At 60.1% G+C, this 25,385-nt stretch carries 31 protein-coding genes and 2 pseudogenes; 9 read left to right on the top strand and 24 right to left on the bottom strand.

What is annotated here, in order from left to right; genetic code table 11:
- Nucleotides 1–39: 39 nt before the first annotated feature.
- The 4 genes from C463_RS04235 to C463_RS19145 are packed head-to-tail and all read right to left on the bottom strand — an operon-like array spanning nucleotide 40 to nucleotide 2,731.
- Nucleotides 40–255 (bottom strand): hypothetical protein, encoded by a 216-nt coding sequence (locus C463_RS04235; RefSeq protein ID WP_008441350.1) that lies wholly within the window; start codon nucleotides 253–255, stop codon nucleotides 40–42.
- Entirely contained in the window at nucleotides 252–2,042 is a 1,791-nt protein-coding gene (locus tag C463_RS04230; protein WP_008441349.1) for a b(o/a)3-type cytochrome-c oxidase subunit 1, read from the bottom strand. The genes C463_RS04235 and C463_RS04230 overlap by 4 nt, the downstream gene beginning before the upstream one ends.
- Nucleotides 2,039–2,548, bottom strand: coding sequence for a cytochrome c oxidase subunit II (locus tag C463_RS04225; protein ID WP_008441348.1), 510 nt, complete (start codon nucleotides 2,546–2,548; stop codon nucleotides 2,039–2,041). The genes C463_RS04230 and C463_RS04225 overlap by 4 nt, the downstream gene beginning before the upstream one ends.
- Nucleotides 2,549–2,554: 6 nt before the next feature.
- Nucleotides 2,555–2,731: a hypothetical protein gene (locus tag C463_RS19145; protein ID WP_007345353.1), complete on the bottom strand. Its 177-nt coding sequence runs from the start codon at nucleotides 2,729–2,731 to the stop codon at nucleotides 2,555–2,557.
- 97 nt (nucleotides 2,732–2,828) lie between these two features.
- Between C463_RS19145 and C463_RS04220 the strand changes: the two genes are divergently transcribed.
- Nucleotides 2,829–3,029 carry a hypothetical protein gene (locus tag C463_RS04220; RefSeq protein WP_008441341.1) on the top strand — a complete coding sequence of 67 codons (201 nt, stop codon included), beginning with the start codon at nucleotides 2,829–2,831 and terminating at the stop codon, nucleotides 3,027–3,029.
- Nucleotides 3,030–3,098: 69 nt separating this feature from the next.
- Nucleotides 3,099–5,528 (top strand): heavy metal translocating P-type ATPase, encoded by a 2,430-nt coding sequence (locus C463_RS04215; protein WP_008441339.1) that lies wholly within the window; start codon nucleotides 3,099–3,101, stop codon nucleotides 5,526–5,528.
- 72 nt (nucleotides 5,529–5,600) lie between these two features.
- Here the strand turns inward: C463_RS04215 and C463_RS04210 are convergent, their stop codons facing one another.
- The 5 genes from C463_RS04210 to C463_RS04190 all read right to left on the bottom strand — a co-directional run bounded on the left by C463_RS04210 (nucleotide 5,601) and on the right by C463_RS04190 (nucleotide 9,065).
- Entirely contained in the window at nucleotides 5,601–6,173 is a 573-nt protein-coding gene (locus C463_RS04210) for a hypothetical protein (RefSeq protein WP_008441337.1), read from the bottom strand.
- Nucleotides 6,174–6,285: 112 nt separating this feature from the next.
- Nucleotides 6,286–6,528: a SelT/SelW/SelH family protein gene (locus tag C463_RS04205; RefSeq protein ID WP_008441335.1), complete on the bottom strand. Its 243-nt coding sequence runs from the start codon at nucleotides 6,526–6,528 to the stop codon at nucleotides 6,286–6,288.
- Nucleotides 6,529–6,602: 74 nt separating this feature from the next.
- Nucleotides 6,603–8,006, bottom strand: a complete 1,404-nt coding sequence (locus C463_RS04200; protein ID WP_008441333.1) for a heme o synthase — start codon at nucleotides 8,004–8,006, stop codon at nucleotides 6,603–6,605.
- 94 nt (nucleotides 8,007–8,100) lie between these two features.
- Complete coding sequence (locus C463_RS04195; RefSeq protein WP_008441332.1) at nucleotides 8,101–8,553, bottom strand: adenylyltransferase/cytidyltransferase family protein; 453 nt, start codon at nucleotides 8,551–8,553, stop codon at nucleotides 8,101–8,103.
- Complete coding sequence (locus tag C463_RS04190; RefSeq protein ID WP_008441331.1) at nucleotides 8,550–9,065, bottom strand: Mov34/MPN/PAD-1 family protein; 516 nt, start codon at nucleotides 9,063–9,065, stop codon at nucleotides 8,550–8,552. Before C463_RS04190 ends, C463_RS04195 begins: the two co-directional genes overlap by 4 nt.
- A 140-nt stretch (nucleotides 9,066–9,205) precedes the next feature.
- Here C463_RS04190 and C463_RS04185 point away from each other — a divergent pair, with 140 nt between their 5' ends.
- Nucleotides 9,206–11,176, top strand: coding sequence for a DHH family phosphoesterase (locus C463_RS04185; RefSeq protein ID WP_008441330.1), 1,971 nt, complete (start codon nucleotides 9,206–9,208; stop codon nucleotides 11,174–11,176).
- 31 nt (nucleotides 11,177–11,207) lie between these two features.
- Here C463_RS04185 and C463_RS17445 read toward each other — a convergent pair.
- The 3 genes and pseudogenes from C463_RS17445 to C463_RS04175 all read right to left on the bottom strand — a co-directional run.
- Nucleotides 11,208–11,417, bottom strand: a pseudogene (locus C463_RS17445) (phospholipase D-like domain-containing protein); the annotation flags it as partial.
- 597 nt (nucleotides 11,418–12,014) lie between these two features.
- Nucleotides 12,015–12,923, bottom strand: a complete 909-nt coding sequence (locus C463_RS18415) for a hypothetical protein (protein WP_152422366.1) — start codon at nucleotides 12,921–12,923, stop codon at nucleotides 12,015–12,017.
- 332 nt (nucleotides 12,924–13,255) lie between these two features.
- Nucleotides 13,256–13,531 (bottom strand): hypothetical protein, encoded by a 276-nt coding sequence (locus C463_RS04175; RefSeq protein ID WP_008441326.1) that lies wholly within the window; start codon nucleotides 13,529–13,531, stop codon nucleotides 13,256–13,258.
- Nucleotides 13,532–13,781: 250 nt separating this feature from the next.
- Between C463_RS04175 and C463_RS18410 the strand changes: the two genes are divergently transcribed.
- Entirely contained in the window at nucleotides 13,782–14,168 is a 387-nt protein-coding gene (locus C463_RS18410; protein WP_008441322.1) for a DUF7344 domain-containing protein, read from the top strand.
- A gap of 60 nt (nucleotides 14,169–14,228) precedes the next feature.
- A pseudogene (locus tag C463_RS18405) lies at nucleotides 14,229–14,321 on the top strand (IS5 family transposase); the annotation flags it as partial.
- Between the two features lie 291 nt (nucleotides 14,322–14,612).
- Here the strand turns inward: C463_RS18405 and C463_RS04165 are convergent.
- From C463_RS04165 to C463_RS18400, 10 genes are all read right to left on the bottom strand, one after another.
- The gene (locus C463_RS04165) at nucleotides 14,613–15,101 is read right to left on the bottom strand and encodes a Pycsar system effector family protein (RefSeq protein ID WP_008441321.1); all 489 of its coding nucleotides are present in this window, start codon (nucleotides 15,099–15,101) and stop codon (nucleotides 14,613–14,615) included.
- A gap of 3 nt (nucleotides 15,102–15,104) precedes the next feature.
- Nucleotides 15,105–15,857, bottom strand: a complete 753-nt coding sequence (locus C463_RS04160; RefSeq protein WP_008441320.1) for an adenylate/guanylate cyclase domain-containing protein — start codon at nucleotides 15,855–15,857, stop codon at nucleotides 15,105–15,107.
- Between the two features lie 328 nt (nucleotides 15,858–16,185).
- Nucleotides 16,186–16,599 (bottom strand): TRAM domain-containing protein, encoded by a 414-nt coding sequence (locus C463_RS04155; RefSeq protein ID WP_008441317.1) that lies wholly within the window; start codon nucleotides 16,597–16,599, stop codon nucleotides 16,186–16,188.
- A 55-nt stretch (nucleotides 16,600–16,654) separates the two neighbouring features.
- Entirely contained in the window at nucleotides 16,655–16,807 is a 153-nt protein-coding gene (locus tag C463_RS20275) for a DUF7837 family putative zinc-binding protein (RefSeq protein ID WP_008441316.1), read from the bottom strand.
- A 395-nt stretch (nucleotides 16,808–17,202) separates the two neighbouring features.
- Nucleotides 17,203–17,592 carry a hypothetical protein gene (locus tag C463_RS04150; RefSeq protein WP_008441315.1) on the bottom strand — a complete coding sequence of 130 codons (390 nt, stop codon included), beginning with the start codon at nucleotides 17,590–17,592 and terminating at the stop codon, nucleotides 17,203–17,205.
- A 28-nt stretch (nucleotides 17,593–17,620) separates the two neighbouring features.
- Nucleotides 17,621–17,884 (bottom strand): hypothetical protein, encoded by a 264-nt coding sequence (locus tag C463_RS04145; protein WP_008441314.1) that lies wholly within the window; start codon nucleotides 17,882–17,884, stop codon nucleotides 17,621–17,623.
- A gap of 206 nt (nucleotides 17,885–18,090) precedes the next feature.
- Nucleotides 18,091–18,825, bottom strand: coding sequence for a recombinase family protein (locus C463_RS04140; RefSeq protein ID WP_008441313.1), 735 nt, complete (start codon nucleotides 18,823–18,825; stop codon nucleotides 18,091–18,093).
- Between the two features lie 4 nt (nucleotides 18,826–18,829).
- Nucleotides 18,830–19,087: a hypothetical protein gene (locus C463_RS04135; RefSeq protein ID WP_049905510.1), complete on the bottom strand. Its 258-nt coding sequence runs from the start codon at nucleotides 19,085–19,087 to the stop codon at nucleotides 18,830–18,832.
- Nucleotides 19,088–19,264: 177 nt separating this feature from the next.
- On the bottom strand, nucleotides 19,265–19,600 hold the full coding sequence (locus C463_RS04130; RefSeq protein WP_008441312.1) for a hypothetical protein: 336 nt from the start codon (nucleotides 19,598–19,600) through the stop codon (nucleotides 19,265–19,267).
- A gap of 187 nt (nucleotides 19,601–19,787) precedes the next feature.
- On the bottom strand, nucleotides 19,788–20,105 hold the full coding sequence (locus C463_RS18400) for a hypothetical protein (protein WP_152422365.1): 318 nt from the start codon (nucleotides 20,103–20,105) through the stop codon (nucleotides 19,788–19,790).
- A gap of 104 nt (nucleotides 20,106–20,209) precedes the next feature.
- On the opposite strand from C463_RS18400, the gene C463_RS04125 reads away from it, so the two are divergent.
- The 3 genes from C463_RS04125 to C463_RS04115 all read left to right on the top strand — a co-directional run bounded on the left by C463_RS04125 (nucleotide 20,210) and on the right by C463_RS04115 (nucleotide 23,631).
- Nucleotides 20,210–20,533, top strand: a complete 324-nt coding sequence (locus C463_RS04125) for a hypothetical protein (protein ID WP_008441311.1) — start codon at nucleotides 20,210–20,212, stop codon at nucleotides 20,531–20,533.
- A gap of 105 nt (nucleotides 20,534–20,638) precedes the next feature.
- Nucleotides 20,639–21,871: an AAA family ATPase gene (locus C463_RS04120; protein WP_008441310.1), complete on the top strand. Its 1,233-nt coding sequence runs from the start codon at nucleotides 20,639–20,641 to the stop codon at nucleotides 21,869–21,871.
- Nucleotides 21,871–23,631, top strand: coding sequence for a 5-methylcytosine restriction system specificity protein McrC (locus C463_RS04115; RefSeq protein ID WP_008441309.1), 1,761 nt, complete (start codon nucleotides 21,871–21,873; stop codon nucleotides 23,629–23,631). Before C463_RS04120 ends, C463_RS04115 begins: the two co-directional genes overlap by 1 nt.
- A gap of 9 nt (nucleotides 23,632–23,640) precedes the next feature.
- Here C463_RS04115 and C463_RS04110 read toward each other — a convergent pair whose 3' ends face one another.
- Nucleotides 23,641–24,024: a hypothetical protein gene (locus tag C463_RS04110; RefSeq protein ID WP_008441308.1), complete on the bottom strand. Its 384-nt coding sequence runs from the start codon at nucleotides 24,022–24,024 to the stop codon at nucleotides 23,641–23,643.
- 304 nt (nucleotides 24,025–24,328) lie between these two features.
- On the opposite strand from C463_RS04110, the gene C463_RS18395 reads away from it, so the two are divergent.
- Nucleotides 24,329–24,682 carry a hypothetical protein gene (locus tag C463_RS18395; protein ID WP_152422364.1) on the top strand — a complete coding sequence of 118 codons (354 nt, stop codon included), beginning with the start codon at nucleotides 24,329–24,331 and terminating at the stop codon, nucleotides 24,680–24,682.
- Nucleotides 24,683–24,764: 82 nt separating this feature from the next.
- Here the strand turns inward: C463_RS18395 and C463_RS04105 are convergent, their stop codons facing one another.
- Complete coding sequence (locus tag C463_RS04105) at nucleotides 24,765–25,166, bottom strand: hypothetical protein (RefSeq protein ID WP_239638848.1); 402 nt, start codon at nucleotides 25,164–25,166, stop codon at nucleotides 24,765–24,767.
- Nucleotides 25,167–25,385 lie beyond the last annotated feature (219 nt).

Here is a 25,385-nt window from a genome sequence, read left to right as displayed (position 1 = left end):
GAGAAAGGCGGGGAAGCGCCGACGGGACCGGCCCGGTCGCTACGCCGGCTCGTCGGCCTCGGGCTCGGTGCGCCACCCGCCCTTCAGCGTGACGTACCAGACCGAGGCGCCGGCGAGGACGAAGACGGCCGCCATGTACGGGATGATCGGCAGCTCGATCCCGACGAAGTCGAGCACGGTCCGGAGCTCGTAGACGATCACTCCGAAGATCGCGAGCGTCACGAGCAGCCCGCCGCGGCTCACGTCGACGCTCATCGGACCACCTCGGCGAGCGCGGCCGACGCGTCGCCGACCGCGCCGAGCAGCGTCGCCGCCGCGTTCGCGAGCGCGTCGAAGAGCGGCGCGACCCACACCGGATAGGTGCCGACGCCCGGTCCGAGCAGTCCGCCGCGGTTGATAATCGCCGCGATCGGCAGCGCGTACGCGAGGACGACGAGCGTCAGCGCGATGCTCACCCACAGGCGGAGGTTATCGAGCACCTTCGGGGCGTCCTCCGCGCCGGAGACCGGACTCGGGAGCGGTTCCGCGAGTCCCGACACCTTCGGGTTCCCCATCGTCAACACGAGGTTCCCGAGGAAGAGGATCGTCGAGACGAACAGCAGGGTCCCGCCGATCGCGATCTGAATGTTGAGCTCCTCGAAGCCGCCGAACATCGTCGGGTAGTCGAAGCCGGAGTACTCCGGTTCGGCGGTCCGACGCGGGACGCCGAGCAGCCCTTGCGCGTGCATCGCGTTCGACATCAGCGCCATACCGATAAACCAGAGGACAACCTGGAACAGGCCGATCTGACTGCTGTAGATCGGCTTGTTGCTGATCTGCGGCCAGATCCAGTAGGTCCCGGCCATCATCGTCAGCGCGACCGCGGTTCCCACGGTGAGGTGGAAGTGGCCGGGCACCCACAGCGTGTTGTGGATGAGGTAGTTGATGTTCATCCCCGCGTTGACCATTCCAGAGAAGCCGCCCGCGGCGAACATCAGTCCGGCGAGCATCATCCCGGTGAACGCCGGCTTCCGCCACGGGAGATTCGTGAGCCAACCCAGCAGTCCGGTGCCGCCGTTCTTGCGGGCGCCGTACTCGACGCTCGCGACGACGGTGAACGCGGTGAGCAGGCTGGGGAGCAGCAGGAACATCGTGTTCGTCATCGAGATGAACTTGAACCCCTCGGCGATCCCCGGGTCGAGGTACTGGTGGTGGATCCCGACCGGCGTCGAGAGGAGGACGAACAGCACGAACACGACCCGCGCCAGCGGGTCGCTGAAGAGGCGGCCGCCCGCGATCTTCGGCAGGACGGTGTACCAGAGCATGTACGCCGGCATGAGCCAGAAGTAGACGACCGGGTGGCCGAAGAACCAGAACAGCGTCCGCGTGAGCGTCGGGTTCACCTGATCGATGAAGCCGAGCGACCACGGGAGCAGGAACAGCAGGACGGAGGCGGCGACGGCGGACGAGGCGATGTACCACATCGTCATCGTCGTCAGCACCATGAACGTCTGGAGCGGGATCCGCTCGTCCGGGTGCTCTCGCCGCCATGCGAGGAACGTCCGGAACCAGTCCGCGCCCGCGATCCACGTCCCGACGATGAACACGGCGAGCCCGGCGTAGAACAGCGGGTGAGCCTGGAGCGGCGCGTAGAAGGTGTACAGCACGTCCGCGCTCATGTCGATGGAGTCGACGAAGCCGGCGAGGATCGAGATCCCGGTGAGCGTCATGCCGGCCGCCATCAGCCCGTACCACGTCCACGTGATCTTGATATTTATCAGGGGCCGGTCCAGACTGCGCGTCAGCGCCCAGGTGAACAGCCCGACGAGGAAGAAGATCGTGAAGCTGATCACCATGAACACGCCGTGCGCGGTGAGGACGGTGTAGTAGTCGGTCGAGGGGATGATCCGCGCGACGTCGGTCCGGTGGAGCGTCTGGATGATCCCGAAGATCGCGCCGAGGAACAGGGCGAAGAAAGAACTCATGAAGGCCGCCCGGACCACCCGGGCCTCGTCCGGGAACTTGTCGACGAACGTCGGCTCCGACTCGATCGCGGTGCTCATTCCGAATCACCTCCGCGGTTCTCGAATTCCGACTGGCTCACGACGTGGATCTTCCCCTCCATCACGTGGTGGCCGGCCCCGCAGTACTCGTTACAGAGGAGGCCGTACTCGGTCGGCTCGTCGGTCTCGACCGTTATCTCCGAGACTTCGCCCGGGACGACCATCGTGTTCGCGTTCGTGCCGACCACCTCGAAGCCGTGTATCACGTCCCGAGAGGTGACGTGTAACGTCACGGTGCTGTTCGCCGGCACGACGATCGGCGTGGGTTCGAAGCCGAACTGGTAGGCGACGACGTACGCCTCGTACTCGTTCTCGCCGACCTGCTCGACCCGGGGCTCGGAGAACCGCTCGTCCTCGTCGAGCGCCCCAGGATCGACCGTCGACTGCGAGTCGGCGACCATCGCCACCCCGGGGCCGACGGCGCCGTAGGTCACGGTGCCGACGAGCGCGAGGATCAGCACGATCGACAGCGCCAGCCAAAGCTTCTCGTAGGCGTGGATGTGCACGTCTGATCACCCCACCACCACGAGGTCCCGGCCGAGGAACTCTACGAAGTAGATGTACACCCACGCGAGTACCAAGATTGCGAAGTAAATTCCGATGAGCGTGAGCGTGCCGATCGGGTCGAAATCCTCTCCCTCGCCGCCGACATCGTCAGTTGGAGCGTTTGCTGCCTCACTTTGGCCCATAAGCGGCCTTGACAGTAGAGAGGCATATAAGATCTACCCGTTCTCGCACCCTGAAAACACGGGTGTTATATATTTCCGGCGAGCGCATGGCTACGGCATGGACTTCTCGATCCAACAGGCCGTACTCCTCGTCCTTGGCGGACTCGTCCCCGCGATGGTGTTCATCGCCGACCGGGCGGAGTTCGTCGTGGCGGTGACGCTGGTGAACGTCCTGCTCATCTGGGCGAGCCTCCGGATCGCGACCGGCGGGACCCTCCCGGGGTTCGCCGACGACTCGGCCGACTCCGAACACGCGTAATCGATCCGAACCGCGGGACTCGCCGCCCCCGGTCCGCGAACCGCCCCACCGACCGCGAACGGACCACCAATGACAGGCTGTACACTCTGCGATCTCCCGACCGGGGACGACCCGCACACGGCCCCCGACGTCGACGGCGAGTTCTGCTGCCGGGGGTGTCTCGCCGTCGCGCGCTCGCTCGACGACGCCGCGGACCTCGACGACCTCGACGAGCGGCGGCCGGCCGCGACGCCGGACGAAGAGTTCGACGGCGAGACGACGTTCCTCCACGTCGACGGGATGCACTGCGCGACCTGCGAATCGTTCCTGGAGATGACGGCCGGCGAGCAGGACGGGGTCGCGGCCGCGGAGGCGAGCTACGCGACGGACACGATCCGGGTCGACTACGACCCCGAGGCCGTCCGCGCCGACGAACTCCCCGACCGGCTCTCGGTCGCGGGCTACTCGGCGAGCGACCGCGCGGACCCGGACGCGGACGAGGACGACGCGGTCGTGCGGTTCCTGATCGGCGGCGGGTTCTTCGGGATGATGGCGATGCTGTGGTACGTGCTCTTCCTGTATCCGACCTACTTCGGGTACGAGCCGATCATCGAACTGGGCGGGGTGTCGGGCACCTACCTCTTCGCACAGATCTGGATTTTCTCCTCTATCGTCCTCTTTTACACCGGCTACCCTATCCTGCGGGGCGCGTACGTGAGCCTGCGGGCCCGACAGCCGAACATGGACCTCCTCGTGTCGCTCGCGGCCGCGAGTTCGTACGCGTACAGCACGCTCGCGCTGCTCGTCGGGCGGACTGATCTCTACTTCGACGTGACTATCGCCGTCATCTTGGTCGTCACCGCCGGCAACCACTACGAGTCGATCATCAAGCGGCGGGCAACCGGGTTGCTCGCCGACCTGACGACGACCGAGGACCACACCGTCCGGACGGAGGGGGGCGAGACCGTCGCCGCCGACGCGGTCGCCCCCGGCGACCGACTGCTCGTGCGCCCCGGCGAGCGCGTGCCGTTCGACGGGACCGTCGCGGAGGGGACCGCCGCGGTCGACGAGGCGCTCGTCACGGGCGAGTCGCTCCCGGCGACGAAACGCGAGGGCGACCCGGTCCGCGGGGGGACCGTCGTCACCGACTCGCCCGTCGTGATCGAGGTGGGCGAGGACGCGGCGAACACCCTCGACACGCTCGTCCGCCTGCTGTGGGAGATCCAGAGCTCCCGCTCCGGGATCCAGCGGCTCGTCGACCGGCTGGCGACCGTGTTCGTCCCCCTCGTCGTCGCGGTCGCGGCCGTCGGCGCGACCGCGACCCTCGCACTCGGCTCGACGCCGCTCGACGCCGCGCTCGTCGGGCTGACGGTGCTGATCGTCTCGTGTCCGTGCGCGCTCGGGCTGGCGACGCCACTCGCGGTCGCCGCCGGGATCCGCGACGCGGCGAAGCGGGGCATCGTCGTCGTCTCCGACGCCGTCTTCGAGGCGGCCGCCGACGTCGACACCGTCGTCTTCGACAAGACCGGGACGCTCACCGACGGCGAGATGCGGCTGCTCGACGCGACCGGAGACGAAGAGACCTCGGTCGAGCGCGTCCGGGAGCGCGCGGCCGCCGTCGAGCGCGCCTCGGTCCACCCGGTCGCCGAGGCGATCGTCGCAGGCGTGCTTGGCGAGGAAGACGACTCGACCGGCGGGCGACCGGCGGCCGACGGCGGCGCGACCGCCGCGGACTCGGCGGAGGGCGGGCCCCCCGGAGCCGGCGCGCTCGACGCCCCCGCCGCGACCGACGTCGACGTCTTCGACCGCGGCGTCGCGGGGCGCGTCGACGGCGACGAGGTCGTCGTCGGGCACCCCGACCTGTTCGACGAGCGCGGCTGGGCGGTCTCCGACCGGCTGCGTGAGGCGGGAACGGCCGCCCGCGACCGCGGGAACGTCCCCGTCTACGTCGGCTGGGAGGGCCGCGTCCGCGGCGTCTTGACGGTCGGCGACGAGGTGCGCGACGGGTGGGAGGCGGTCGTCGCCGACCTCGACGCGGACGGGCGTCGGGTGGTCGTGCTCACCGGCGACGCGCCCGCGGCCGCGAGGCGGTTCGCGGACCACCCGGCGATCGACGAGGTGTTCGCCGAGGTGCCGCCGGAGGCGAAGGCCGAGACGGTCCGGCGGCTCGGCGCCGACGGGTCGGTCGCGATGGTCGGCGACGGGAGCAACGACGCTCCCGCGCTCGCCGCGGCCGACCTCGGAATCTCGATCGCCTCCGGGACGGACCTCGCGGCCGACGCCGCCGACGCGGTCCTGCTCGACGACCGGCTCTCCGCGGTCCCGGAGCTGTTCGCGGTCACGCGCGGGACGAACCGGCGGCTGAAGCAGAACCTCGGCTGGGCGTTCGTCTACAATGCGGTCGCGATCCCGTTGGCACTCTCGGGCCTGCTCAACCCCTTGCTGGCCGCGCTCGCGATGGCGTCGAGCAGCCTCCTCGTGGTGACGAACTCCGCGCGGGCGGTGTTCGACCCCGACTGAGCCGCCGCGAACCCGATTGACTGAGCCGCCGCGGACTCAATCCCGACTGAGCCGCCGCGGCCCGCCGGTCCGTCACCCCTCGTCGCCCCCGGAGCCGCTTTCTCCACGACCGTCGCTCGTAGGAAGGAGCCGGCGAGCCAGCGCCCCGAGGCGCACGCACGCGAGGTTGACGTACAGCCCCGAGAGGAAGACGGCGCCCGCGACGAGCGGCACGTCGGCGACGCCCTGGTCGAGGACGACGTCCGAGAGCAGGTAGATCCCGACGCCGAGCGGCAGCGCGGCCGGGAGCCGGAGGTTGTACCGGACGAGCGTGCCGACGGCCGCGTCGAACCGGTCGGTGAGCGCCGTGAACACGAACCCCAGCGCGCCGAGCAGGCTGAACAGGGGGACGAACGGCGGCACGAGTCCGGGACCGAGGCCGTCGACGCCGGCGAACGGGGCGTCGACCGCCACCGAGGCGGCGACGGCGAGGGCGACGGTGAGGAGGACATCGACAGCGACGATACCGACGCCGAACCGCGACCGGAACCACGGCCGCGCGAGCCACGACCGGCTCTCGGGGGCCGCGACGTCCGCGTCGAACGGCCGGTCCGCGGACGCGGCGGTCTCGGTCCGCGTCCGCTCCGATGAGCTGGGCGTCGTCACGGCTATTTGTCGGCGAGGAACAATTACCTTGTGGTGCGGTAACACCCAACGTCACCGATCGGGTTCAGGGTTCGACGGCACCCCGCTCGACGACACCGCGTGTCGGAACCGACTACGCCGTCGCGCCGACGTGCGGCTTGACCGCGCGGACGATGGCGTCGACGTCGTACTCGTCTTCCTCCTTGTCGAAGACGACCTCGTCGTCGGCGCGGACGACGAACACGCCCGCATCGCCGGTCACCAGGGCGACCTCGTCGATGCTCTCGCCGAACTGTTTGAGGATCGCCTCCGAGACGTCCTGCGCGCGGTTCAACATGCCACAGGGAACGCAGTACTCGATTTCGACGCGTGTCATAGCCGACCGTACGGGGCGAGTCCGATTAAAAGCGGGGGTCGCTGTCGTCCCGGTTCAGACAACTGGGAACCTCTTCAGACCACCAGCGCGTCGAAGACGACGGCGAACAGCAGCAGGCCGAGGTAAGCGTTCGAGGCGTGGAACGCGCGGAACGCCGCGTCCTCCGTCTGCTCGTAGTGGAGCCGGACGACCATCCAGAGGAAGACCGCCCCGACGCCGACGCCGACGACCGCGTACAGCGCGCCGAGCGGGTCGGCGGCCGCGGCGAGCGCGACCGCCGCGACCAGCGTCGCGCCGAGGTACCAGAGGATGTGCCGGCGCGTCGCGGTCTCGCCGCGGACGACGGGCATCATCGGGAAGCCGCCGCGCTCGTAGTCGTCCTTGTACGCCAGCGCGAGGTTGTAGAAGTGCGCGGGCGTCCACAGGAAGATGACCGCGGCGAGCAGCAGGCCGCCGCCGCCGACCTCGCCCGTGACCGCGGCCCAGCCGATGAGCGCGGGGAGCGCGCCGGCCGCGCCGCCGATGACGGTGTTCTGGACCGTGTTCGGCTTGAGGACGAGCGTGTAGACGACGCTGTAGAACAGGATCGCGACGAGTCCGAGCGCGGCCGTCAGCGCGTTCACCGTCCAGAACAGCCCGAGCGAGACGACCGTCAGCAGGCCGCCGAACGCGAGGGCGTGGGAGACCGGGACGAGGTCCGTCGCGAGCGGCCGGTCGCTGGTTCGCTGCATCCGCTTGTCCACGTCGCGCTCGAACACGTGGTTGAACGTTCCGGACGCGCCGATCGAGAGCGCGCCGCCGGCGAGCGTCGCCCCGACCGCGTACGGGGTGAAGCCGGGGCCGCCCCGAAGCGCCATCGCGGCGGCGGCGACGAGGCAGAGCAGCCACATCAGGCGCGGCTTCATCAGCCGGAAGTAGGCGGTCACGGTCGACTTCAACCGCGGGAGCGTGGCGGACGGGATCTCCGGTTCCGGGGCCTCCTCGATCGGCGGCAGGTCGTCGGTCCCGGGCTCGAACTCGTCGGGCGCGTCGTCCGGGTCGCCGGTCTCCGCCTCAAGCCACCAAGCGAGCGCGGCGAGGACGGCCCCGAAGATCCCGATGCCGAGGAGGAGGTGCGCGGGGCCGAGCGCGGCCGGCAGGTCGCCGAGCGCGACGAGCGCCCCGACCCCGGCCTGCGCCGGATAGACGACGAGCGCGACGGCGAGCGCGACTCGGACCCGACGGTCGGCGCCGTCGCGCCACGCGAGCGCGGCGGAGAGGGCGACGAGGAGGCCGACGACGACCGCGAGCGCGCGGTGGCCGAGGGCGATCCACCCCTCGGTCGCCGTCGGGAGGGCCGCCCCGGTCCCGCAGGCGGGCCACCCGCCGCACGCCGACGCCGCCTCCGTGAGGGAGGTGGTCGCGCCGACGACGACGAGGAGGTACACGCCCATCGCGGCCGCGGCCAACACCGCGGGGAATCTGTCTGGGAGCGTCACGTGGCGTGGATTACGAATCGGACCCATATATGTTCCGCGCTTCGACAAAACGGGGGCGAGCGCGGGGGGAAGACGCGAGCCCGAGCGGGGGCTATCAGTCCCGGTTCGCGTCCGCGTCGCCGCCGCGCTCTCGGAGGATCCGATCGACGATGTCGCCGCTGGAGAGCAGTTCGTCCTCGTGCTTCGGCTCCCGGCCCGACGCGCGCTCGACCCGGCAGTCGATACCGCGGTCCGCGAGCGCGTCGGCGATGTCGGCCTCGTCGTGGTGCTGGTCGAACCCCAACACGATCACGTCTGGGTCGAGCCGCTCGATGGGGACGAACACGTCTTCCGGGTCGCCGAGGTGCGCCTCGTCGACTGCGTCGATCGCGGCGACCATGTCGCGCCGCTGGCGGGCGCAAAGCACCGGCGCGGGCTTGTGCGTGACGTTGGTGCGGCGGGCGACGATGGCGTGGAGCTCGTCGCCGTGCGTCGCCGCGTCCTCCAAGTAGTGAACGTGGCCGGGGTGGAGCAGGTCGAACGTCCCCTGCGCGACGACCCGGGTCATCTGAACCACGAGAGGAAGCCGCCGCGGTCGCGCTCGTCGAGCTCTCGGTCGATGTCCTCTTGGGTGAAATCGAAGAAGTGCTCGTCTGGCACCTCCACGTCGAGGACCTCGAGGGTGGTCTGGTTCCCGTCGTTGTCGAACGCCTTCCAGTCGCCCCAGCCGTAGGGGGCGCCGGCGATGATGTGGACCTTCCCCTGGCCGAAGGTCGCGAGGTCGGCGTCGCTCGGCCGCAGCGCGCCGTTCGGGTGGGAGTGAACTGACCCGACCGCGCGCATGTCGTTCGGCTTCATGTGGGTACGGACGCTGGCGCTCGTCGGGCTCGACTCCGTCCCCGGGATGACGAGTACGTCGGTGATCACCTGCCCGTCCCGGTCGAGGTTCAGCTTCCGGGCGTCGTCCGCGCGGAGGAACCCCATGTACTCGTTGGGGTGCGTCTCCTCGCTCGCCTCGAGTACGAACTCCAGGGTCTCTCGGGCGATCCCGAGGAGCTCGTCCGAGCGGAACAGTCGCATGAGCGAGATAAGTCGCCGTCGCCTCATAGGGGTTCCGGACCGCGGGACGCGCGGCGGACGCTCGGTGGGTGAAGCGCGGCGTCCGGTGCCGTGAGCCCCGAGAGAACAGGCTTAACACCGGCCGTTCCCGAGACGTGTCCATGAGCGAAAACACCGCCGGGGATTCCGGCACGCGGGGCGATTCGAGCCCCGAACCCGACGCCGACGCGGCGGAGGGGACGGTCGACGACCGATCGGCGCGCGCGACCGACGACCGCCCGACCGTCTACGATCTGGCACCGGACTGTACCCTCGAAGACGCCGCGGTCGACGAACTGTACCACGCGGAGGTCAACGGCGTCGTCGACTACGGCGTGTTCGTCGACCTCTCCGACGCCGTGAGCGGGCTCGTCCACGAGTCGAACCTCGACGGCGACTACGCCGTCGGCGACCGGCTGATCGTCCGACTCACCGAGGTGAAGGAGAACGGCGACGTCGCGTTCGACGACGTCGACCCCGACGACTACCGGACCGAGACCGTCGCCCACGAACCGACTGTCTCGCGGGTCCGCGGGCTCGCCCCCGGCGACGAGGTGACCGTCGAGGGCGAGGTCGTCCAAGCGAAACAGACGGGCGGCCCCACCATCTTCGCCGTCGCCGACGCCTCCGGGGTCCTCTCCTGTGCGGCCTTCGAGTCCGCCGGCGTCCGGGCGTACCCCGAGGTCGAGGTCGGCGACATGGTCCACGTCTCCGGGACGATAGAGAGCCGCGAGGGCGCGCTCCAACTGGAGGTCGACTCGCTGGAGCGGCTCCCCGACGAACGCGCCGCCGAGGCCCGCGAGCGATTCGAGGCGGCCCTCGACGAGCGCGCCGAGCCAGCCGACGTCGACCCCCTCGTCGAGTGGGAGGCGTTCGAGCCGATCCACGAGGACCTCCGCGAACTCGCGCGGCTGCTCCGCCGGACGGTCTTCTCCGGCCGCCCGATCCGCGTCCGGCACCACGCCGACGGCGACGGGATGTGCGCCGCGATTCCGGTCCAGCTCGCGGTCGAGAACCTGATCGAGGAGGTCCACGGCGACCCCGACTCGCCGCGGCACCTCCTCAAGCGGCTCCCGAGCAAGGCGCCCTACTACGAGATGGAGGACGTCACCCGCGACCTCAACTTCGCCTTGGAGGGCCGCGCCCGCCACGGGCAGAAGCTCCCCTTCCTCCTCATGTTGGACAACGGGTCAACCGAGGAGGACGTGCCGGCCTACGAGAACCTCGCGCACTACGACATCCCCATCGCGGCCGTCGACCACCACCACCCCGACCCCGAGGCGGTCGAGCCGCTGCTCGACGCCCACGTGAACCCCTACCTCCACGGCGAGGACTACCGGGTCACCACGGGGATGATGTGCGTCGAACTCGCCCGGCTCGTCGACCCCTCGCTCACCGAGGAACTCGAACACGTGCCGGCGGTGGCCGGCCTCTCCGACCGCTCGAAGGCCGAGGCGATGGACGACTACGTCGCGCTCGCCGAGGGCGCGGGCTACGACGAGTCCGATCTCCTCGACATCGGCGAGGCGCTCGACTACGCCGCCCACTGGCTTCGCTACTCCGAGGGCAAGACGCTGGTCAACGACGCGCTCAACGTCGGTTGCGACGACGAGGCCCGCCACGAGGAGCTCGTCGAGTTCCTCTCCGAGCGCGCCGAGCGCGACGTGGAGCGCCAGCTCGACGCCGTCGAGGACCACGTCGACCACGAGCGGCTCGCCTCCGGCGCACACCTCTACCGGATCGACCTCGACGAGTACGCCCACCGGTTCACCTACCCCGCGCCGGGCAAGACCACCGGCGAACTCCACGACGCGAAGGTGAAAGAGACCGGCGACCCCGTCATCACCATCGGCTACGGCCCGGACTTCTGCGTCCTCCGCTCGGACGGGGTTCGCCTCGACATCCCGAACATGGTGACCGAGCTGAACGAGGAGCTGCCCGAGGCCGGCGTCTCCGGCGGCGGCCACCTCGTCGTCGGCTCCATCAAGTTCGTGAAAGGGCGCCGGAGCGAGGTGATCGAGGCGCTCGTCGAGAAGATGGCGAGCGCCGAGATCGACGAGGCGCTCTCGTCGACGATCGCGCTCGACGACTGAGAGGTCGAAGCCCGCACAACGGAACCGCTTTTCAGCCGAACGCGATCTCCCGCCGAGCGACGGCGCCGGCCACCGCGAGCGCGACGCCGAACCCGCCGAGGAAGGCGATCGGAAGCTGGACGCCGCCACCGCGCCAGTCGGCGGCGTACGCGCGGGCGTAGAAGTCCGCGACCGACTCGTTCTCGATCGCCAACAACACCTCGCGGTTGGTGGTCTCCGCGCTCGGGTTCCAGTTGAGACTGCAATTATTAGGTTATCGTTCCAAAACAGGAGTAAGTTAACCCTCCTGATCCCCCGGATGGGATAGCCTACCGGCGACTGAACTAACAACCCCCCGCACATCAGCAAAAGAGTAATCGAGCAGCTCCCGAACCGGTACCGGTTGTAAGTTCCTGTGGCTTTGTCAACACTGTATAGTAGCACGGTCGTGCTGGCAACCCGTCACCCGTACTCTCACCATGACCATTGTGTCCTTGCCTACCACGCAGAGCCGAAAAAGAGGATTTCAATAGAGCTAGATTGACCGGAATCGAGAGACAATTCTTGAAAGGTGCCAGCAAGACACACAGATTGTGTGTCTGGGGGACTGATTCATGGTACGAACATATTGCAGGTAGAACATTATTGGATTATTACACGTACCTGCGTAAAGGGGGGATGAAAATTAGCACTTAATCTCTACGCAGGGTGTGTGTTTCTGTTTTACGCTCTTACAGAGCCAATACAGAGCTTAAAACGGCGGTCTTAAACTATCCAAATTCTGCGTAAAGTTCCATATTGTTGTCCCCCCCATGGGTGGTGCGGGATTCACCCGCCAAAAACCGATCTTACACCTATATCATTTTCTTGAGTAGTATTCTTCGAATAGATCCTGAACGGTGTCCTTGTCGCCCTCCAAGAGACCAGTAACAGTTTGTATGATGTCGCCTGCAGGTTCCTGTCGATATTTGTCTGACGACCGCCAGACTTTGCGGTTAATCGCTCCCGCACTCCAATTACAATGGTTATTGAACTGCCCGTCGAGATAAGATATACCGCGGCGGTCGAGTTCGTTCCAAAGTCGACATGCAGTCTCGCGTCTGTCGAAGACCCAGAAGGTAGTGCGGTCTTCATTTTGGAGGCGTTTCCACTTCGCCACTAGGCGGTCCTTATTGTTGCTGTCAGTGATAACTTCGACACCGACATCGGTCATATGCTCATTTGTATCGATATGGAGATCATGGCAGGACTCGCCGCGGCTATCGGTAGGATACCATTCAACGCCATATGGACGACCGTGTCTCTCCATACTCCATGCCCACGCCATCTTGGGGAGCATATAGCCAGCAATTTCGACGCCCTTCCGGTGAGTGACACCCTCGTTTGGATCACCAAACAGTGGTCCCTCGTCGTCTTCATCCGCCCACTCGGGTCGCAGATTATCTGCCGACGGTTTTAGGACATCACGGATTGCTTGACGACCTCGCTGGGTCAACCCCCAATCGATCTTACGACGACACACGTACTCTTCCTGAAGAAGCCCGTTGTTTAGTAGGCGCTCGTGAGCTCGACTGTGTTGCTCATAACCCAAATCAGTGCCTCGAAAGAGTTCATTAAGTGGAAGATCATGGTGTGTAGCGATGCGTCGTTTCTCTCCACGGATATTCATTGGTTTTCCGTTGAACCAGCGTGTAACAATATAGAGAAGGCGTAGACCATTCTCTTGAATTTCCCAAAACTGGGCCTGTGACGGTACTTTTTTCGACATGATATATCTAAACCTGTAGTGACGTATAAAACTCAGGAACGATCAGATTATGATGCTTAAATTAGGCTATTTTGAATATTTCAGATAAATATTGATCGATATTTAATATATTGTGGCCGTGACCCTGTCTAGTTTCATTAACCTAACGACGACTGTGAGGGATCAGCGTCAGTCATAATAAAATCGTCCCACGAATTCAAAATCGAGCCTGATGATGACCTTGTCGAAGCACTTCTCAACAACGGCTATACCGTAGAATTCAGAGGCTAGTAATATTCCTCCACGGCTAGTTCACCTGACCAGTATCTGAATAGTGACACTGAGAGATACCGTTACAGTAGTTCTTTGACGAGTACAGCAACAGCCTCATCGACGAGGTCTCTGGCAAGAACGCGAGCGTGCGCATCTTCGTAGTCGCTGTACTCGCGGCTGTTCCACCCATCGAACATATCCCGCAGCGGGAGCTCCTGGTCCTGAGAGATGTGGAGTTTCTGCTCCCCGATGTGGTAGGGCTTGGAGTTGAACCACCTGGCGACCAGGTACAAGATCTTCACCTCATCGTCTCTGAGGCCGTGGAAGCGCGCTCCGGACGTGTCTATCGAACTCATTGCCTCGGCCAACTGGGTTCAGTATAAAATACCTGTGTAAAGTGCCGACGCCCCGTCAGACGTCGAGTCTAACCAACACTGCTCAGAATGTTGGTTAAGAGAATCAATCGCCCCAGTCGCTTCGAACCAGCCGCCGCAAAAATCGGGCTGTCGAGTGACTATCCAAGTACTCTTTTAACCAGAGGATCATTCCGAACTGGTCTTACAACGGCCCCGGCGATAGAGCGCCGGAACCACGCTGCCACCAGCTATGACAGCAATACAACCTACACTGTGGAGCAGGGATAACTCTGTTCGACTGACCGTCGAAGACGCCGTATCGGTTATCACAAACAGCCGCCGAAGACACATCATCACGCTCATCGAGGATCGGGATGAGAAGATGAATGTGGGAGAGCTGGCCGAGGCGATTGCGGCCATCGAGGCGAACAAGGAGATCCCCGAAGTGAGCTCGGAAGAGCGGAAGAACGTGTACATCGCGCTGACCCAGCTACACTTAGAGACGCTCGAAGAGAGCGGCGCGGTTACGTATCACGAGAGAAGCAAGCATGTGGACAGAGGAGACACCACTTCGGGGCTGGCGCAACTCATTCGCCACTTCGAATCGGTCTGTGAGACGGAGACGGGCAACGAGTAAAACAAAGCGGCTCTGTTGAAATCCTCAGAGAGTTACATGTTCGTCCTGTAATTCTATGAGATGAAAACCCTCCCGAAGTCGCAGATTCTGCGTTTTACCGAGAAGGCGATCCATCTGGCACGCCGAGCAGTCTCTCGATACTCTTCGAAATTCTGGCTTTGTTGAAATCCTTAGTAAGTGATACATTCTGACCCTACTGCGGTCGATACAGGGTATAGGAATAATAGAGGGAGCCGCGATCTAACTGTATTGGGACAGTAGCGACTTGTCGAATACAGAGGAGCAAAGTAACACCTTGGTCGAAGTCCTGTTGGTTACTGAGTAGGAGCGACGTGCGAGATACAGAGGGTGGGTTCGGCAAATGGGCGATGAGAGAAGTTGGTCCTACTGGCCGCGCGGCGTTGACAAATTCGGGTCAAACGGCGAAACTGTACAGGGGTTCACTCACCCAAGCCAGAACATAGAAACCGTAGATAATGTAGCGAAGAACACAGTCCCCGCCGTCGAAACTAAGGAAACCTTTAAACGCCAATATTTGTTAGATGCGACTTCCGCTAACAAGTGATTCTCCTCGATCAACTCCCACAACACTGCATCCTCGTCCAAATCCTTGATCTCAGACTCATAATCATTGAGAGACTTCGCGTTGATGTTTTCCCAAAATAGCAATGCCTCGCCAGAAGGCTCTGTCTGCGGGTAGATCCCCCAGCCTGCGGAAACCCCTGCGAGTAAGGTAGCCCCGATCGTCACCGCTGCGAGGATCTTGAACTCGATACTGGCCCCAACCCAGTTTTTGTTAAGGAGGTTTACGAACAGGCCGAGAAATGCTAATTGTCCCGTTAGGAGGACAGACGCCTTCTGATCAGCAAATTTGATGTATTCGTTCAGATGGGAGAGTGTTTGCGTCGAAAAGTCAGTGGGCGGTGACGACATAGGTTACTCCTGCCAAACCCCGGTGAATTTGTAGTACTGAGCGGTGTCTTGTCCTTTCAGCGGACTGCCCCAGGTATACCCGTTGTGCTTACCAACATGTTTCACGTATTGTCCCCACCCGTTCTCGTCGTCTGAATACTCATAGATGCCATCGTTCACGTAATGCTGGTTTGTTTCTGCCATCGCTTCAAGCTCTGACGCGATATTCGCACCAGTTGAAACTGCTGTTAACCGGTTCATCCGCTGGTTGCCGCTGTGAGCACCGATGCGTGAGATGTAGACTGTATCGTACGCTGACCCGGTGCTGATCGATATCGTCTCAACGTCGTTGTCCTCTAGTTCCGGATTAACATGGTACTTCAACGCCCATTTTACGGTAGCGATGTACTCTAACAGTGTTTCGACCGCATCTCCATCATCTTCACCTGCACCGAAATACGCGAGAATGCCGTCCCCTGTGTTCTTCTCAAGTTTCCCATCAAAATCACGGACCAGTTCCATAATTTCGGGAATGAATACGTTCAGCATAAACAGCGTGTCTTCGTCGTCATTTCTACTCATGTAGTTGCTGAAGTCGTTGATATCGACAAAAACAATCCCGAGACGATATTTCTTCGCAGAATGGATTGTGAGGTCGTCTAACGAGGGGTTAGTTCGCCCCCGGGAGATATCTTCAAGTCGTTCTTCGACGGTCTCTGCTCTCTCCCCAATTCGTTCGATGATTTCCTCTTGATGAGAGTCCGGAAAATTCGGCATTCTGTTCTCTGATGGTTCTTATCGGAGGTTTGTATAATTACGCGAAGCGTGGTGAAAGTGTAGCTGTAGCTATCCGGGATGGGGGCCGTTAGTTTACCTCGCTGGCAGCAGAGACACCCGGTTTATAGAATCGATTATTGCCCCGATCTTCCGTAACCACGAGCTTGAGAATGCGTGGTGTGTAAGCAGTTCTCATCGACCGGCTGTTTCAGGTGAGAATATATCTGAAGAATGGGATCTCAACAGAGTCAACAAAGCCACCTATTCCTGTCCGACAGATTCGGCTACAACACTACCCAGAGAAGACAAAAAGGATTAGCGACTCAGACTACTCGTAGTAACTGACGCGCTCGACAACTTCGGCGAAGGCGACATTCTCGCGCACATCTGTAATCTCGATAGTGACACGCTCAGTCTGTTTGGTGTCGGGAACAATAACGACGAAGCCGCGCTCAACACGCGTGATACCGTCACCTTGGTCGCCAATATCTTCGATTTCGACGGTACGTTGTTCACCCTCTTCGACAGGGGGCGTCTGTGGCGCTTGCTCCGGCTCGGTGGTAGCGTCAGTGATATTTACCTCGTTGGTCGCAGGTGTTGGCAGAACAGCCACACGGTACGTCTCGTCCGCCTGTAGCTCACCAAGGCGGAGTTCTTGCTCTGGTACCTCTACTACATATGACCCATCACGCTCTTCGACCTTCCCCGAGAACAGACACCGAAGTTCCTCTGAAATCTTCATTTGAATACCGTACACTGTAGACGCGACGTAGCGCACTTTACTCTGCTGTCTGCGACTACTCCGGGGCTACAACGTCCCCACATGTCGGGCACTCAGTCCACACGCCCTCGGTACCGTCGTTCTTTTGGTACTCAAGAAGAACCCACGCTTCCGAGATCTTCCCGCCACATTCCGGACAGCGGCCGAGTGACGATTCGTCGGCGTTCATAGAGGGGGGAAGGAGCGTGTGACAGTGTTCCTTCCAACCGAATCTCAATCGGCCTTGAACGTAAGCCTTTGGCGGCATTGCGGGTCGGATACGCCTTATTTTCGGTAGATGTAGACCACCAATAGCATTAACTCACGGCCATCAAAACATTCGACCCCATGGGTGTCCGCACAGTACTTACTCGGCTCCTGCCCAGTGATGAGACAGAGGTAGTTGTGGAGTGCCGCCAGTGCGGTGAGAATCTTGCGCCGGGCGCAGATGAGTGTCCTAAGTGTAGGTCAGGTGAGATAGAGCGCTTTCAAATTTCAGAGTAGGCTGCCGCGTTCGGAATACCTCAGTCAATATCGCCAATCAGGATAGCCTACGCAACCACGAGGTTGTTGTCTCCCTCTCAGTCAGTCACGATTGTGTTGCCGTTCGATTTCAACATCGTTCTCCCCCGTGTCGACGCCGTCCTCGGTCATCTCTTTGTATTCGGTAGGTCTCACTGAGTGCTCGATTAGTGCGTCTACTCGCTCTCGGAGCTCCGATGAGAGTGCTTGATAGTCGATCTTCTCCTCCTCGGCATCGTACACGTCCTCGCCCATGTCGTGTTCTACAAGATTGCGGAGCTCGACACTTGCTGCCGTCTCCCGCCGGTGATTGCCGCGTACGACATGGATCGATATAATCGATGCTGAGAGTCGATTCCCTAACCTGATGGATTTGATCTGCGAATTCTTCAGGGCTCGCGCATCCTCTTTGAAGCCACTCGGGTCTTCTTCGTCGTCGTTTGGGTTCGACATTTCACTTGTCGACGTATGATCTTTCCTATTAAAACTTAGCAAAATGAGTGATCACAAATAGAATGATCCCTCGGTCAGTCACGCTCTCGCTCTCGCAGGAGCATCTCGCTGGCAACGGCTCCTCATCCTCGTCGCTGTCATCCGCTAGCTCCCCTCGGAGGTCGGACGGGGTCTTGTTGGATTCTCGGTCGCCGAACAACGACTCTTTTGAGTCCGTCGGCGTCGGCGCACCCTCGCCCCCCGAGGCCAGCTCAAGCGCTTCATCGTCACGATCGTCGTTGCTCTCGTTCATTGGTTACTAGTTCGAACCACACCCTCAAAATTTTGAGGGGAAATTCCTGTGGAAATCCTCAACACACAGCATTGTTTTTGTCGCGTCCTCTCGTAGGGACGGGCATGCTCCGCGATGCGGTTGGCCCTCGGCAGGCGTTAATACTCTCAGTCGGGCTTGCTATGGTCGCCGTCGGACTCATCGGTGTGTTGACCACCCTTTAGCCGTCATTGCGTACTGATGTCAGCGAGCGCTTCACTCACACGATCGTCGTTACTCGCCTCCCCCTCAAGATACCACAATCTTCGTTCCTCGTCTTGGTGGATTCTCGACAGGGTTTGTCTAGTTGTGGTGAGGCCAGCCGCAGTTTCGTTATAACTCGCACCATCCTCGATGTCTTCGAGCGCTTTGCGGATTTCGAGGTACCCATCCTCGTCGGGGTTCGGATTGATTATCGGTCGGAGATATCCTTGGTCGTTTCGAGTAAAACCGGATGGTGTCTCGCCCAACCACTTTCCTTCCTTTCTCGCCCTCCGAACCCCAGAGTTCACACGACTGATGAGCTTCCTCCGCTGTTCCTCTGCGACAGCTGCGGAGATATCTGCGATTAGCTTGCCCGTCCCATCGGGTCGAATAGTGTCTGTCCACCCATTGGCCACGTGTACGATCGTGTCGGCGTCAGATGCCTCCTCAAAGAATCGCTGATACGTGCTCCCGAGTCGGGAGAGTCGGGATACTTCCCAGGTGACAACTCGGTTAAATTCGGCGATTGAATCTGTGAGCTCTAAGAATTGCTCGCGCCCGGGGTCGCTGCCACTTTGCCCAAGATCCACATACCACTGAATTGAGTCGGTGGGAACACCGTTGGTCTCGCACCAATTGATAATGTCGTCGCGTTGGTGCTCGTGCTCTTGTTTGTCTGTGCTCGAACGGACATACGCGGCGACGGCCTCCTCTGTCATTGGTCTAGTTCTCCGTGCGCTCGCGGAGTGCGCGCTCGGTCGCTCCCACTGCGAGCTTCCACTCGTCGTCATCAATGTCGCCGTGCTCGACACGATCTACTGCGAGCGCGACCCACCTCGTCGCTGATGAGGGGATTGCGTTCGCTGGTGCTTTTTCGAGAGCGCCGTCAACGATGTCTCCGGCGACATCGATTTTTCCGCGGGGGTCGTCGAATATCTGTGGTAGTTCGCCCTCATCGCCGCCAGATGTTGAGTTTTCCATTTACACATGACTATAAGTGATCAAACCTCTTAAATTAGGAGGCCCGCGTACAACTGTATATAGTCTAGTGTCCGCATACATCTGCGAGAATTAGTTCCAAAGGGGTCTGTTGAAACCACATTCTTCAGATATATACTCGCTTGAAACAGCTAGTCGCTAAATAGTGCGAACACACCGCTACAAATCATGTTTTGAGGGGTCACAAAGTGCGATGCGTACCTCGTCGGCAGAGACGCTGAATATCACGACTTCCAACCCGTGTTCAGTGGCGATGTTGCGTATGCTTTCCGGGGCATTTTCCGGGTCGGCTTCCACAGTATCACCTCCGGGTAGCGCGTCAAGAATCCGTATCCAAAGTGGTTGGTTCTCGTGTTTCAATCCTCCCTCGCGTGGGATATTACCGGATACCCACTCACCGGACAATCCCGGCACGGCCGTATCGCCGCTATCGGACTCGAATCCAAAATAGCCCGCCTCTTTGAGGTCTTGTCTCACTCGCTCCCAATCGGTCATTGGTCGTCTAATTGAACAATACCGACATAAATATGCACCTGTACTGAATGATACGTGCTTCACCTGTATTGAGCGATTAAGCGTGTAAACATATCTACTGATGAGGATTTCAACAAAGCCGTCGCATTATAGGTTGACCGTTGATACTGAATAGGTGTCGGAGGATACAGCCCAGCGTCAGTAAGAGTTAGGCTTCAAGATAATTTCTTGTCTCTTTCCATCGCTGTAATTCCCTTTTCAGCTCGTTGATTTTCTCATCGGATTCCGCTTCTTTTTCTCGAACGCGTTCAACATGCCTCGATACTGTGCTCTCTTTAACCCCGTATTCTGATGCAACGTACCTCTGCTTCAAATCGTAGCGAACAGCAAGTTCCCACATCGCTATTTGTCGTTCCGTTAGCGCAGTTTCCTCAGCGAGCTTTGCCCATCTGTCCTCATTCGTCTGACGAAGCGCGGTGACAGCCTCACGACCATGCCGATTCGCATCCTCAGGTGTCGGATCCATATCCCGACTCACTGTTGTCGGCTTGTATATTTACTTGTGCTGTTTCTCACCCATACTACTTGGGTTAATCTTTTTTTAACGACTGACTCTTCTCATCATGCGCAATGCGACAGATAATCAGCCGAAAGGTATACGACACAGACAGTGCAGAGCAGATCGGCAAGTACGGCTCAATCGTGGACAAGCAAGACTTCCACGCACTTGCAGAAACGCTGTACAAAGACTCAGATGGTGAGTATTTCCTCCACTGCCAAGGCGGCGCTGCCACAAAGTACGCTAAGCAAGCAAATGAAGGAACAACCTACGGTGAAAAAATTCAGTTACTTACCACAGAAGAAGCCCTCAACTGGTGTGAAGAGCGCACTGTCGACCCAGATAACATAATCGAGGAATTCGCAGACCTCATAGAGAATATCAACGAAACCTAGTAGAGAACGTCGAAACGTACACTTACACCACCGCCCGCACGCTAGTTCATCATCTATACCTGTTTGAGACGGATTTTATATACCCTCGACTGTACCTATCTGAAAATGGGTAATTCGTCAGACGACACGTACACACTTGAGCAGGCTAAGGAAGAGATCAACATCCTTCGGCGTGTCGAGGACGATGTCGTTGAAGCGATCGAGAACGCTGAGAATGAGGAAGTCCTCCTATACCTTATTGAGGAGCAAGAACTCGACAAAGCCCACGATGGGAAACGCGGTCTCGGAAACGTCCGGCAGGCAGTCCTAGAGTCACGTCTCGCATCAGATCGACTAAAACGTCTCGTGAGCCTCCGTGGAGACGAAACCCCCGAAGACATCCTCGTCCCCGAGGATGTCGTGCGAAACGCCAAGGTCGCCCTCGAAGCCGGAAAGCCCGTCGTGCTCTACGGACCGACGGGGACCGGAAAGACGACGTTTGCGAAGCAGTTGGCTCGTGAAACGGGAATCGGATACTCACTTCACACCGCGACGCCCTCGTGGACACCTTCGGACATCATCGGCGGAATTAGTCCTGACTACACAGGTGAATCGCTTAGCTACCGGACCAAGCTCGGCTGTGTCTCTGAGGGCGTTCAGCGAGCTCGCCGATTCGACGTCGAATACGGAGTCATTCTCGACGAGATCACCCGAGCGGACATCTCAAAGATATTCGGGCCGCTCTACACTGCAATCGAAAACCCGCACCAGACGATTTTCGAGACTGATGAGGGAGAGACCATTGAACTCGACGAGCGGGTGAACATCATCTGTACGATGAACATGTCGGACCGGACGGTGAACGAACTCGACAATGCGATTACTCGTCGGTTCGCCATGATCGAATTGGACGAGTACGAGGAAGACAAGCGACGCCAACTGTTCAAAGATTGGCTCGACACGCACGTTTCGGGACAGACTGACATCGACGACGCCGAGTTGCTCCGTCTGTTTGAGCGGGACTACGAAGGGATCAACCACGGCAACGAGTCCACGGCACAGGGTTCGATCATGCGGTTCGGTCCGATGCACTACCGCGACGTCGCCGTGTTCGTGGGTGTCGCCTGCCGGGAAGGTGGGGAGTACGAATACGACCAAACCGATTCGATCGGACAGGCCTTCCGCACCTACATCGTTCCTCGGCTATTGAACTCCGCAGCGTTCCCGCAGGTGGAGCGAATTGCGGAACACTACCGAGCGATGAATGACGAGTTCGAGGAATTCGACCTCTCTCCGGCGGCCGAACTCGCCGAACGTGAACTTGAACAGGAGCGACGCCAGATGGGTTCCTACGAGTAATGAGTAGCGTCGACGAAGTCTATCAGTACGGGCGGGATACGTTCGACGTCCCCGAGCGGGGAGAGATCCGGATTGAAGACTGTCCGTCGTCCATCACTGATCAACTTCGTCGCGCGTCATTCACGCAGGAGAGTCCGGGTGTGTTCACAAAGCATCAGGAGGCTCTCGACTCTGACAAACAGTATGACGTCATCACGGTGACTGTAGAGGGCGACGACGGTGACGTCATCCACGTCTCCGCGACGGATATCATCGGGGCGGTCAGCCTGACTCCGTCATCGAAAGTAACGATTTCCCCCAAGATCGACTGGGAACCGATTTTCGATATGCTCCTGGCGGTGTACGATCAGAACCGGTCGATCGACTACCACGGGATTCCGCTTCAAGACTTCCTCTCCGACGATATCGAACTCGAAGACGTGCTTGTCGTCATGGCGATTAACTACTTGGAGGGACTTGAGACCATCCAACGGAACGGATACATCCGGGACCTGATCCTGCGCCGGACCAACAGCCTCGAAGGGCGGGGGGAAATCGACGTCGAACAAACCCTGCTGAATCACGCCCGCGGGACTGTCGAGCCGAATTGGATCCGAAACGAAACGGAGTACGACAACGCCGCGAACTCACTGCTCCACTACGCAGGAAAAACGCTGCTCCGGCTTTTTCGCCAAAACGCCTCAAAGTATGATCATCCCGGGTACGATCGCATCTTCTCAGAGGTCCATCGAGAAGTCGAGCGATTGGAGGGGATGGGTGTTGACAGCGGACTGGGCCGCATTGACGAGTATCGCCGCATCACGCTCGGTGACCTGCCGAAACAACGCCAGTACTACCGGAAGGCGTTCGATGTCGCAAAGGCGGTATTGTCATCCTCGCTCGGTCAGCAGCTCAAAGACGGGCCTCGGGAGCTCGTCGTAGACTACGTCCTGAATATGGAGTCACTGTTCGAGCAGTACTCTCAAGTGGTGATCGAGCGCGAGCTCTCCTACATCAAGTCGTACGATCATTTCGATTCGGTCGCCAACGTCAAGCCCGCGTCGTCGCCGTCAGTCAATCCGTTCGAGGGAGAGAATCAGATATACCACGAACCAGACCACGCGCTTCAAGAGGGCGAAGAGACGATCGCCGTCCTCGACTCGAAGTACTACGCGGAGGGGCACGACCCGGTCAAAGAGTCCCCGTCACGGTCACGACTGTTCAGCTACGCTTATCTCCTCCATGCCGACAGACTCGCGTTCCTGTGTCCGTTGCTCGAACCGCGACGTCGTCGAGTCGCGCAGACTGGCGCAGAGTTGGAGATAATTTCTCCAACGGGCGACTTCTCGCTTGACAAATACGACGAAGTCGTACACGAATCCCTCCAAAGCGTTCTCGCAGAGATCCACCCGGAACTCGAACCGTTCTACGCTATCGCGGAGAAAAAACTGTGTTTGGATGGCGTAGACGAGGGCGACCTCAGCAAGGCTGCCGATATGAATGGGCCCTTCACGTTCCAAGACCTTCGAGACTTCTCGCTTCGGGTGGTCAAGGCAGCCGCCGACGAGCACTCGTACAATGTTCGTAACCGGTATGACCTAGAGCACGACGGGGATTGGACACGAGACCAGATTGAGGCCCGGTGTGAACGTCGGAACGAGTACACGTGGACCTGTCTCCCTGTCTTCTACGAGGAAGATCGTGAAGATTGGATCGACCTCTACTTCCTCAAGCGGGATACAGGAGAAGTCGAGAAGGAAAGACCACTGAAACTTCTCTAAGCGGGAGACTCAGAAGGGCGTAACGAGCCAGTCTCCATCTCCCTCTCGTTCGAGTTGCGCCCCAAACACGTCCTGTAGGGAATGGAGTTGATCATCGTACCGGAGGTCGTACGTTTTCCCTTGGCGATGGAAGGACCCTTCGAGGACGAACTGAACCGTCGGATTCTGGTACTCCAAATCGTTTGCTCGTCGATCCATCGCCTTCTTGAGGTTGGTTCGTAGCTCGTCGTCCGAGAGGGCCTCTTCGAGTCCGATTACAGAGACCTTGTCCGGGACGTCGTCATTCTGCAACCGATTGATGAATTCCTTTACTGGCATTCGGTGATCGAAGGTGTCGTACGCGCCCTTGATGACGAGATTGTAGCGTCCGGGGATCCGTCCGGGTCCTGCCATTAGTTGATTTACAGTTCCACAGGATAAAAAACAGGATGCTGTCGCTTGGGCTGACAAATTTCCCTAATCATATCGTTGTATATCCACTCTTCGCACAGACTATTGTCGAAAAGAGTCATCCAACGATCGCTATGAAGATACACCATACTACTCTCAGATGGGATATCAGACTCTGTGTGACGAGTTTGGACAATCAATCAGGAAGCAGTATAAATACGTTTTCCATAGTATGCTGAATTCTGCTGTCAGAAATCGGCAAACTATCCATCATGCTCTATTAGAACACCCCTCCTAGTGGTATCACATGGTACTAGACGAATTCATCAATAATTCGGATCGACCGCTTACGGACGAACAAGCAGAGGCAACCGACGAAATATTCGACCGGTTTGCGCCAGCCAGTGATTACAGAGACCAGGTTGTTGCCGAATTCCTTGATCTTGACCCGGTTCCGCTCCACGCCCAGAGAAGAACAGAGAAACTTCCCGTAGAAGTTGACCGAGCACGGCGGGCAATTCGAAATGTTGCTAACGTGTCAAACCGCACAGAATCCAACATTGAGCAGCGAGTAAAGCAGGTTTACGATGGCCCTGGTGAGAAGGAGACCGAAATCGCTCGCTTCGCAGAAGATCTCAAACAAATCGAGTCTCAGTTGTAGGTCTCCTGATTCAATTCGTAGGTTTAACCAGCGGATAGTTGGCCCTATTGAGGGCCAACCAATCAATCCAACCGAAAGCCGGTCAGGCAACGACATAGATGATTTCTGGCCGGAAGAATAGTACTCCACCAACCCCCATCACCATGATCGATTTCAGGTCTGCGTAGCGGAAATTGTCTATTGAGGCATTGAACGCGATCATGCCAGCGATCAAAATCAGACCTACCCGTTGACCAGCTACAAAACTCTGAGTGAGGGCTGTGACTTCTGTACCGATCATCCCCTCCCCGTACTTGATGAACAGCCCGAGAAAGAACGTGGTAAGGAAGAACGGGAGCGCTTCGATCTTGCCCGCAAATTCGTTTCCTGACCACGCTGTCTTTGTATAGCTGTCTCCGCTCTCGAAAATGAAACCACTAATTGATGCAGCTATCAAACCATAGATGAACGCTTGCATCAGGTTTGCGGTGAGTTGCTCGACCATCCTATCAGTGGTCACATGAGAGACGCAAAAGAATAGGGTTGCTGATGAGTGGGGAGGTTGCGAAAGAGACAACCCACCCGGTCATGGCCGATATCTACTGCCCCATCATCGCTAATAGCCGAACTCCGATTACTGTGACACCGACAAGGATCAATAACCAGCCCCATCCACTGATCGAGATTCCCGTCAATTCCACTACGGTCGGGTGTGCCATATTCA

The sequence above is a fragment of the Halorubrum californiense DSM 19288 genome (assembly GCF_000336875.1).
GTDB lineage: Archaea > Halobacteriota > Halobacteria > Halobacteriales > Haloferacaceae > Halorubrum > Halorubrum californiense.
This window is presented reverse-complemented; position numbering and strand designations above follow the sequence as displayed.

Bases quoted from the DNA above. Each gene is read 5' to 3' on its own strand.
- C463_RS04235 (WP_008441350.1), bottom strand. From the start codon at position 255: ATGAGCGTCGACGTGAGCCGCGGCGGGCTGCTCGTGACGCTCGCGATC.
- C463_RS04230 (WP_008441349.1), bottom strand. From the start codon at position 2,042: ATGAGCACCGCGATCGAGTCGGAGCCGACGTTCGTCGACAAGTTCCCG.
- C463_RS19145 (WP_007345353.1), bottom strand. From the start codon at position 2,731: ATGGGCCAAAGTGAGGCAGCAAACGCTCCAACTGACGATGTCGGCGGC.
- C463_RS04220 (WP_008441341.1), top strand. From the start codon at position 2,829: ATGGACTTCTCGATCCAACAGGCCGTACTCCTCGTCCTTGGCGGACTC.
- C463_RS04215 (WP_008441339.1), top strand. From the start codon at position 3,099: ATGACAGGCTGTACACTCTGCGATCTCCCGACCGGGGACGACCCGCAC.
- C463_RS04205 (WP_008441335.1), bottom strand. From the start codon at position 6,528: ATGACACGCGTCGAAATCGAGTACTGCGTTCCCTGTGGCATGTTGAAC.
- C463_RS04195 (WP_008441332.1), bottom strand. From the start codon at position 8,553: ATGACCCGGGTCGTCGCGCAGGGGACGTTCGACCTGCTCCACCCCGGC.
- C463_RS04190 (WP_008441331.1), bottom strand. From the start codon at position 9,065: ATGCGACTGTTCCGCTCGGACGAGCTCCTCGGGATCGCCCGAGAGACC.
- C463_RS04185 (WP_008441330.1), top strand. From the start codon at position 9,206: ATGAGCGAAAACACCGCCGGGGATTCCGGCACGCGGGGCGATTCGAGC.
- C463_RS18415 (WP_152422366.1), bottom strand. From the start codon at position 12,923: ATGTCGAAAAAAGTACCGTCACAGGCCCAGTTTTGGGAAATTCAAGAG.
- C463_RS04175 (WP_008441326.1), bottom strand. From the start codon at position 13,531: ATGAGTTCGATAGACACGTCCGGAGCGCGCTTCCACGGCCTCAGAGAC.
- C463_RS18410 (WP_008441322.1), top strand. From the start codon at position 13,782: ATGACAGCAATACAACCTACACTGTGGAGCAGGGATAACTCTGTTCGA.
- C463_RS04165 (WP_008441321.1), bottom strand. From the start codon at position 15,101: ATGTCGTCACCGCCCACTGACTTTTCGACGCAAACACTCTCCCATCTG.
- C463_RS04160 (WP_008441320.1), bottom strand. From the start codon at position 15,857: ATGCCGAATTTTCCGGACTCTCATCAAGAGGAAATCATCGAACGAATT.
- C463_RS04155 (WP_008441317.1), bottom strand. From the start codon at position 16,599: ATGAAGATTTCAGAGGAACTTCGGTGTCTGTTCTCGGGGAAGGTCGAA.
- C463_RS20275 (WP_008441316.1), bottom strand. From the start codon at position 16,807: ATGAACGCCGACGAATCGTCACTCGGCCGCTGTCCGGAATGTGGCGGG.
- C463_RS04150 (WP_008441315.1), bottom strand. From the start codon at position 17,592: ATGTCGAACCCAAACGACGACGAAGAAGACCCGAGTGGCTTCAAAGAG.
- C463_RS04145 (WP_008441314.1), bottom strand. From the start codon at position 17,884: ATGAACGAGAGCAACGACGATCGTGACGATGAAGCGCTTGAGCTGGCC.
- C463_RS04140 (WP_008441313.1), bottom strand. From the start codon at position 18,825: ATGACAGAGGAGGCCGTCGCCGCGTATGTCCGTTCGAGCACAGACAAA.
- C463_RS04135 (WP_049905510.1), bottom strand. From the start codon at position 19,087: ATGGAAAACTCAACATCTGGCGGCGATGAGGGCGAACTACCACAGATA.
- C463_RS04130 (WP_008441312.1), bottom strand. From the start codon at position 19,600: ATGACCGATTGGGAGCGAGTGAGACAAGACCTCAAAGAGGCGGGCTAT.
- C463_RS18400 (WP_152422365.1), bottom strand. From the start codon at position 20,105: ATGGATCCGACACCTGAGGATGCGAATCGGCATGGTCGTGAGGCTGTC.
- C463_RS04125 (WP_008441311.1), top strand. From the start codon at position 20,210: ATGCGACAGATAATCAGCCGAAAGGTATACGACACAGACAGTGCAGAG.
- C463_RS04120 (WP_008441310.1), top strand. From the start codon at position 20,639: ATGGGTAATTCGTCAGACGACACGTACACACTTGAGCAGGCTAAGGAA.
- C463_RS04115 (WP_008441309.1), top strand. From the start codon at position 21,871: ATGAGTAGCGTCGACGAAGTCTATCAGTACGGGCGGGATACGTTCGAC.
- C463_RS04110 (WP_008441308.1), bottom strand. From the start codon at position 24,024: ATGGCAGGACCCGGACGGATCCCCGGACGCTACAATCTCGTCATCAAG.
- C463_RS18395 (WP_152422364.1), top strand. From the start codon at position 24,329: ATGGTACTAGACGAATTCATCAATAATTCGGATCGACCGCTTACGGAC.
- C463_RS04105 (WP_239638848.1), bottom strand. From the start codon at position 25,166: ATGGTCGAGCAACTCACCGCAAACCTGATGCAAGCGTTCATCTATGGT.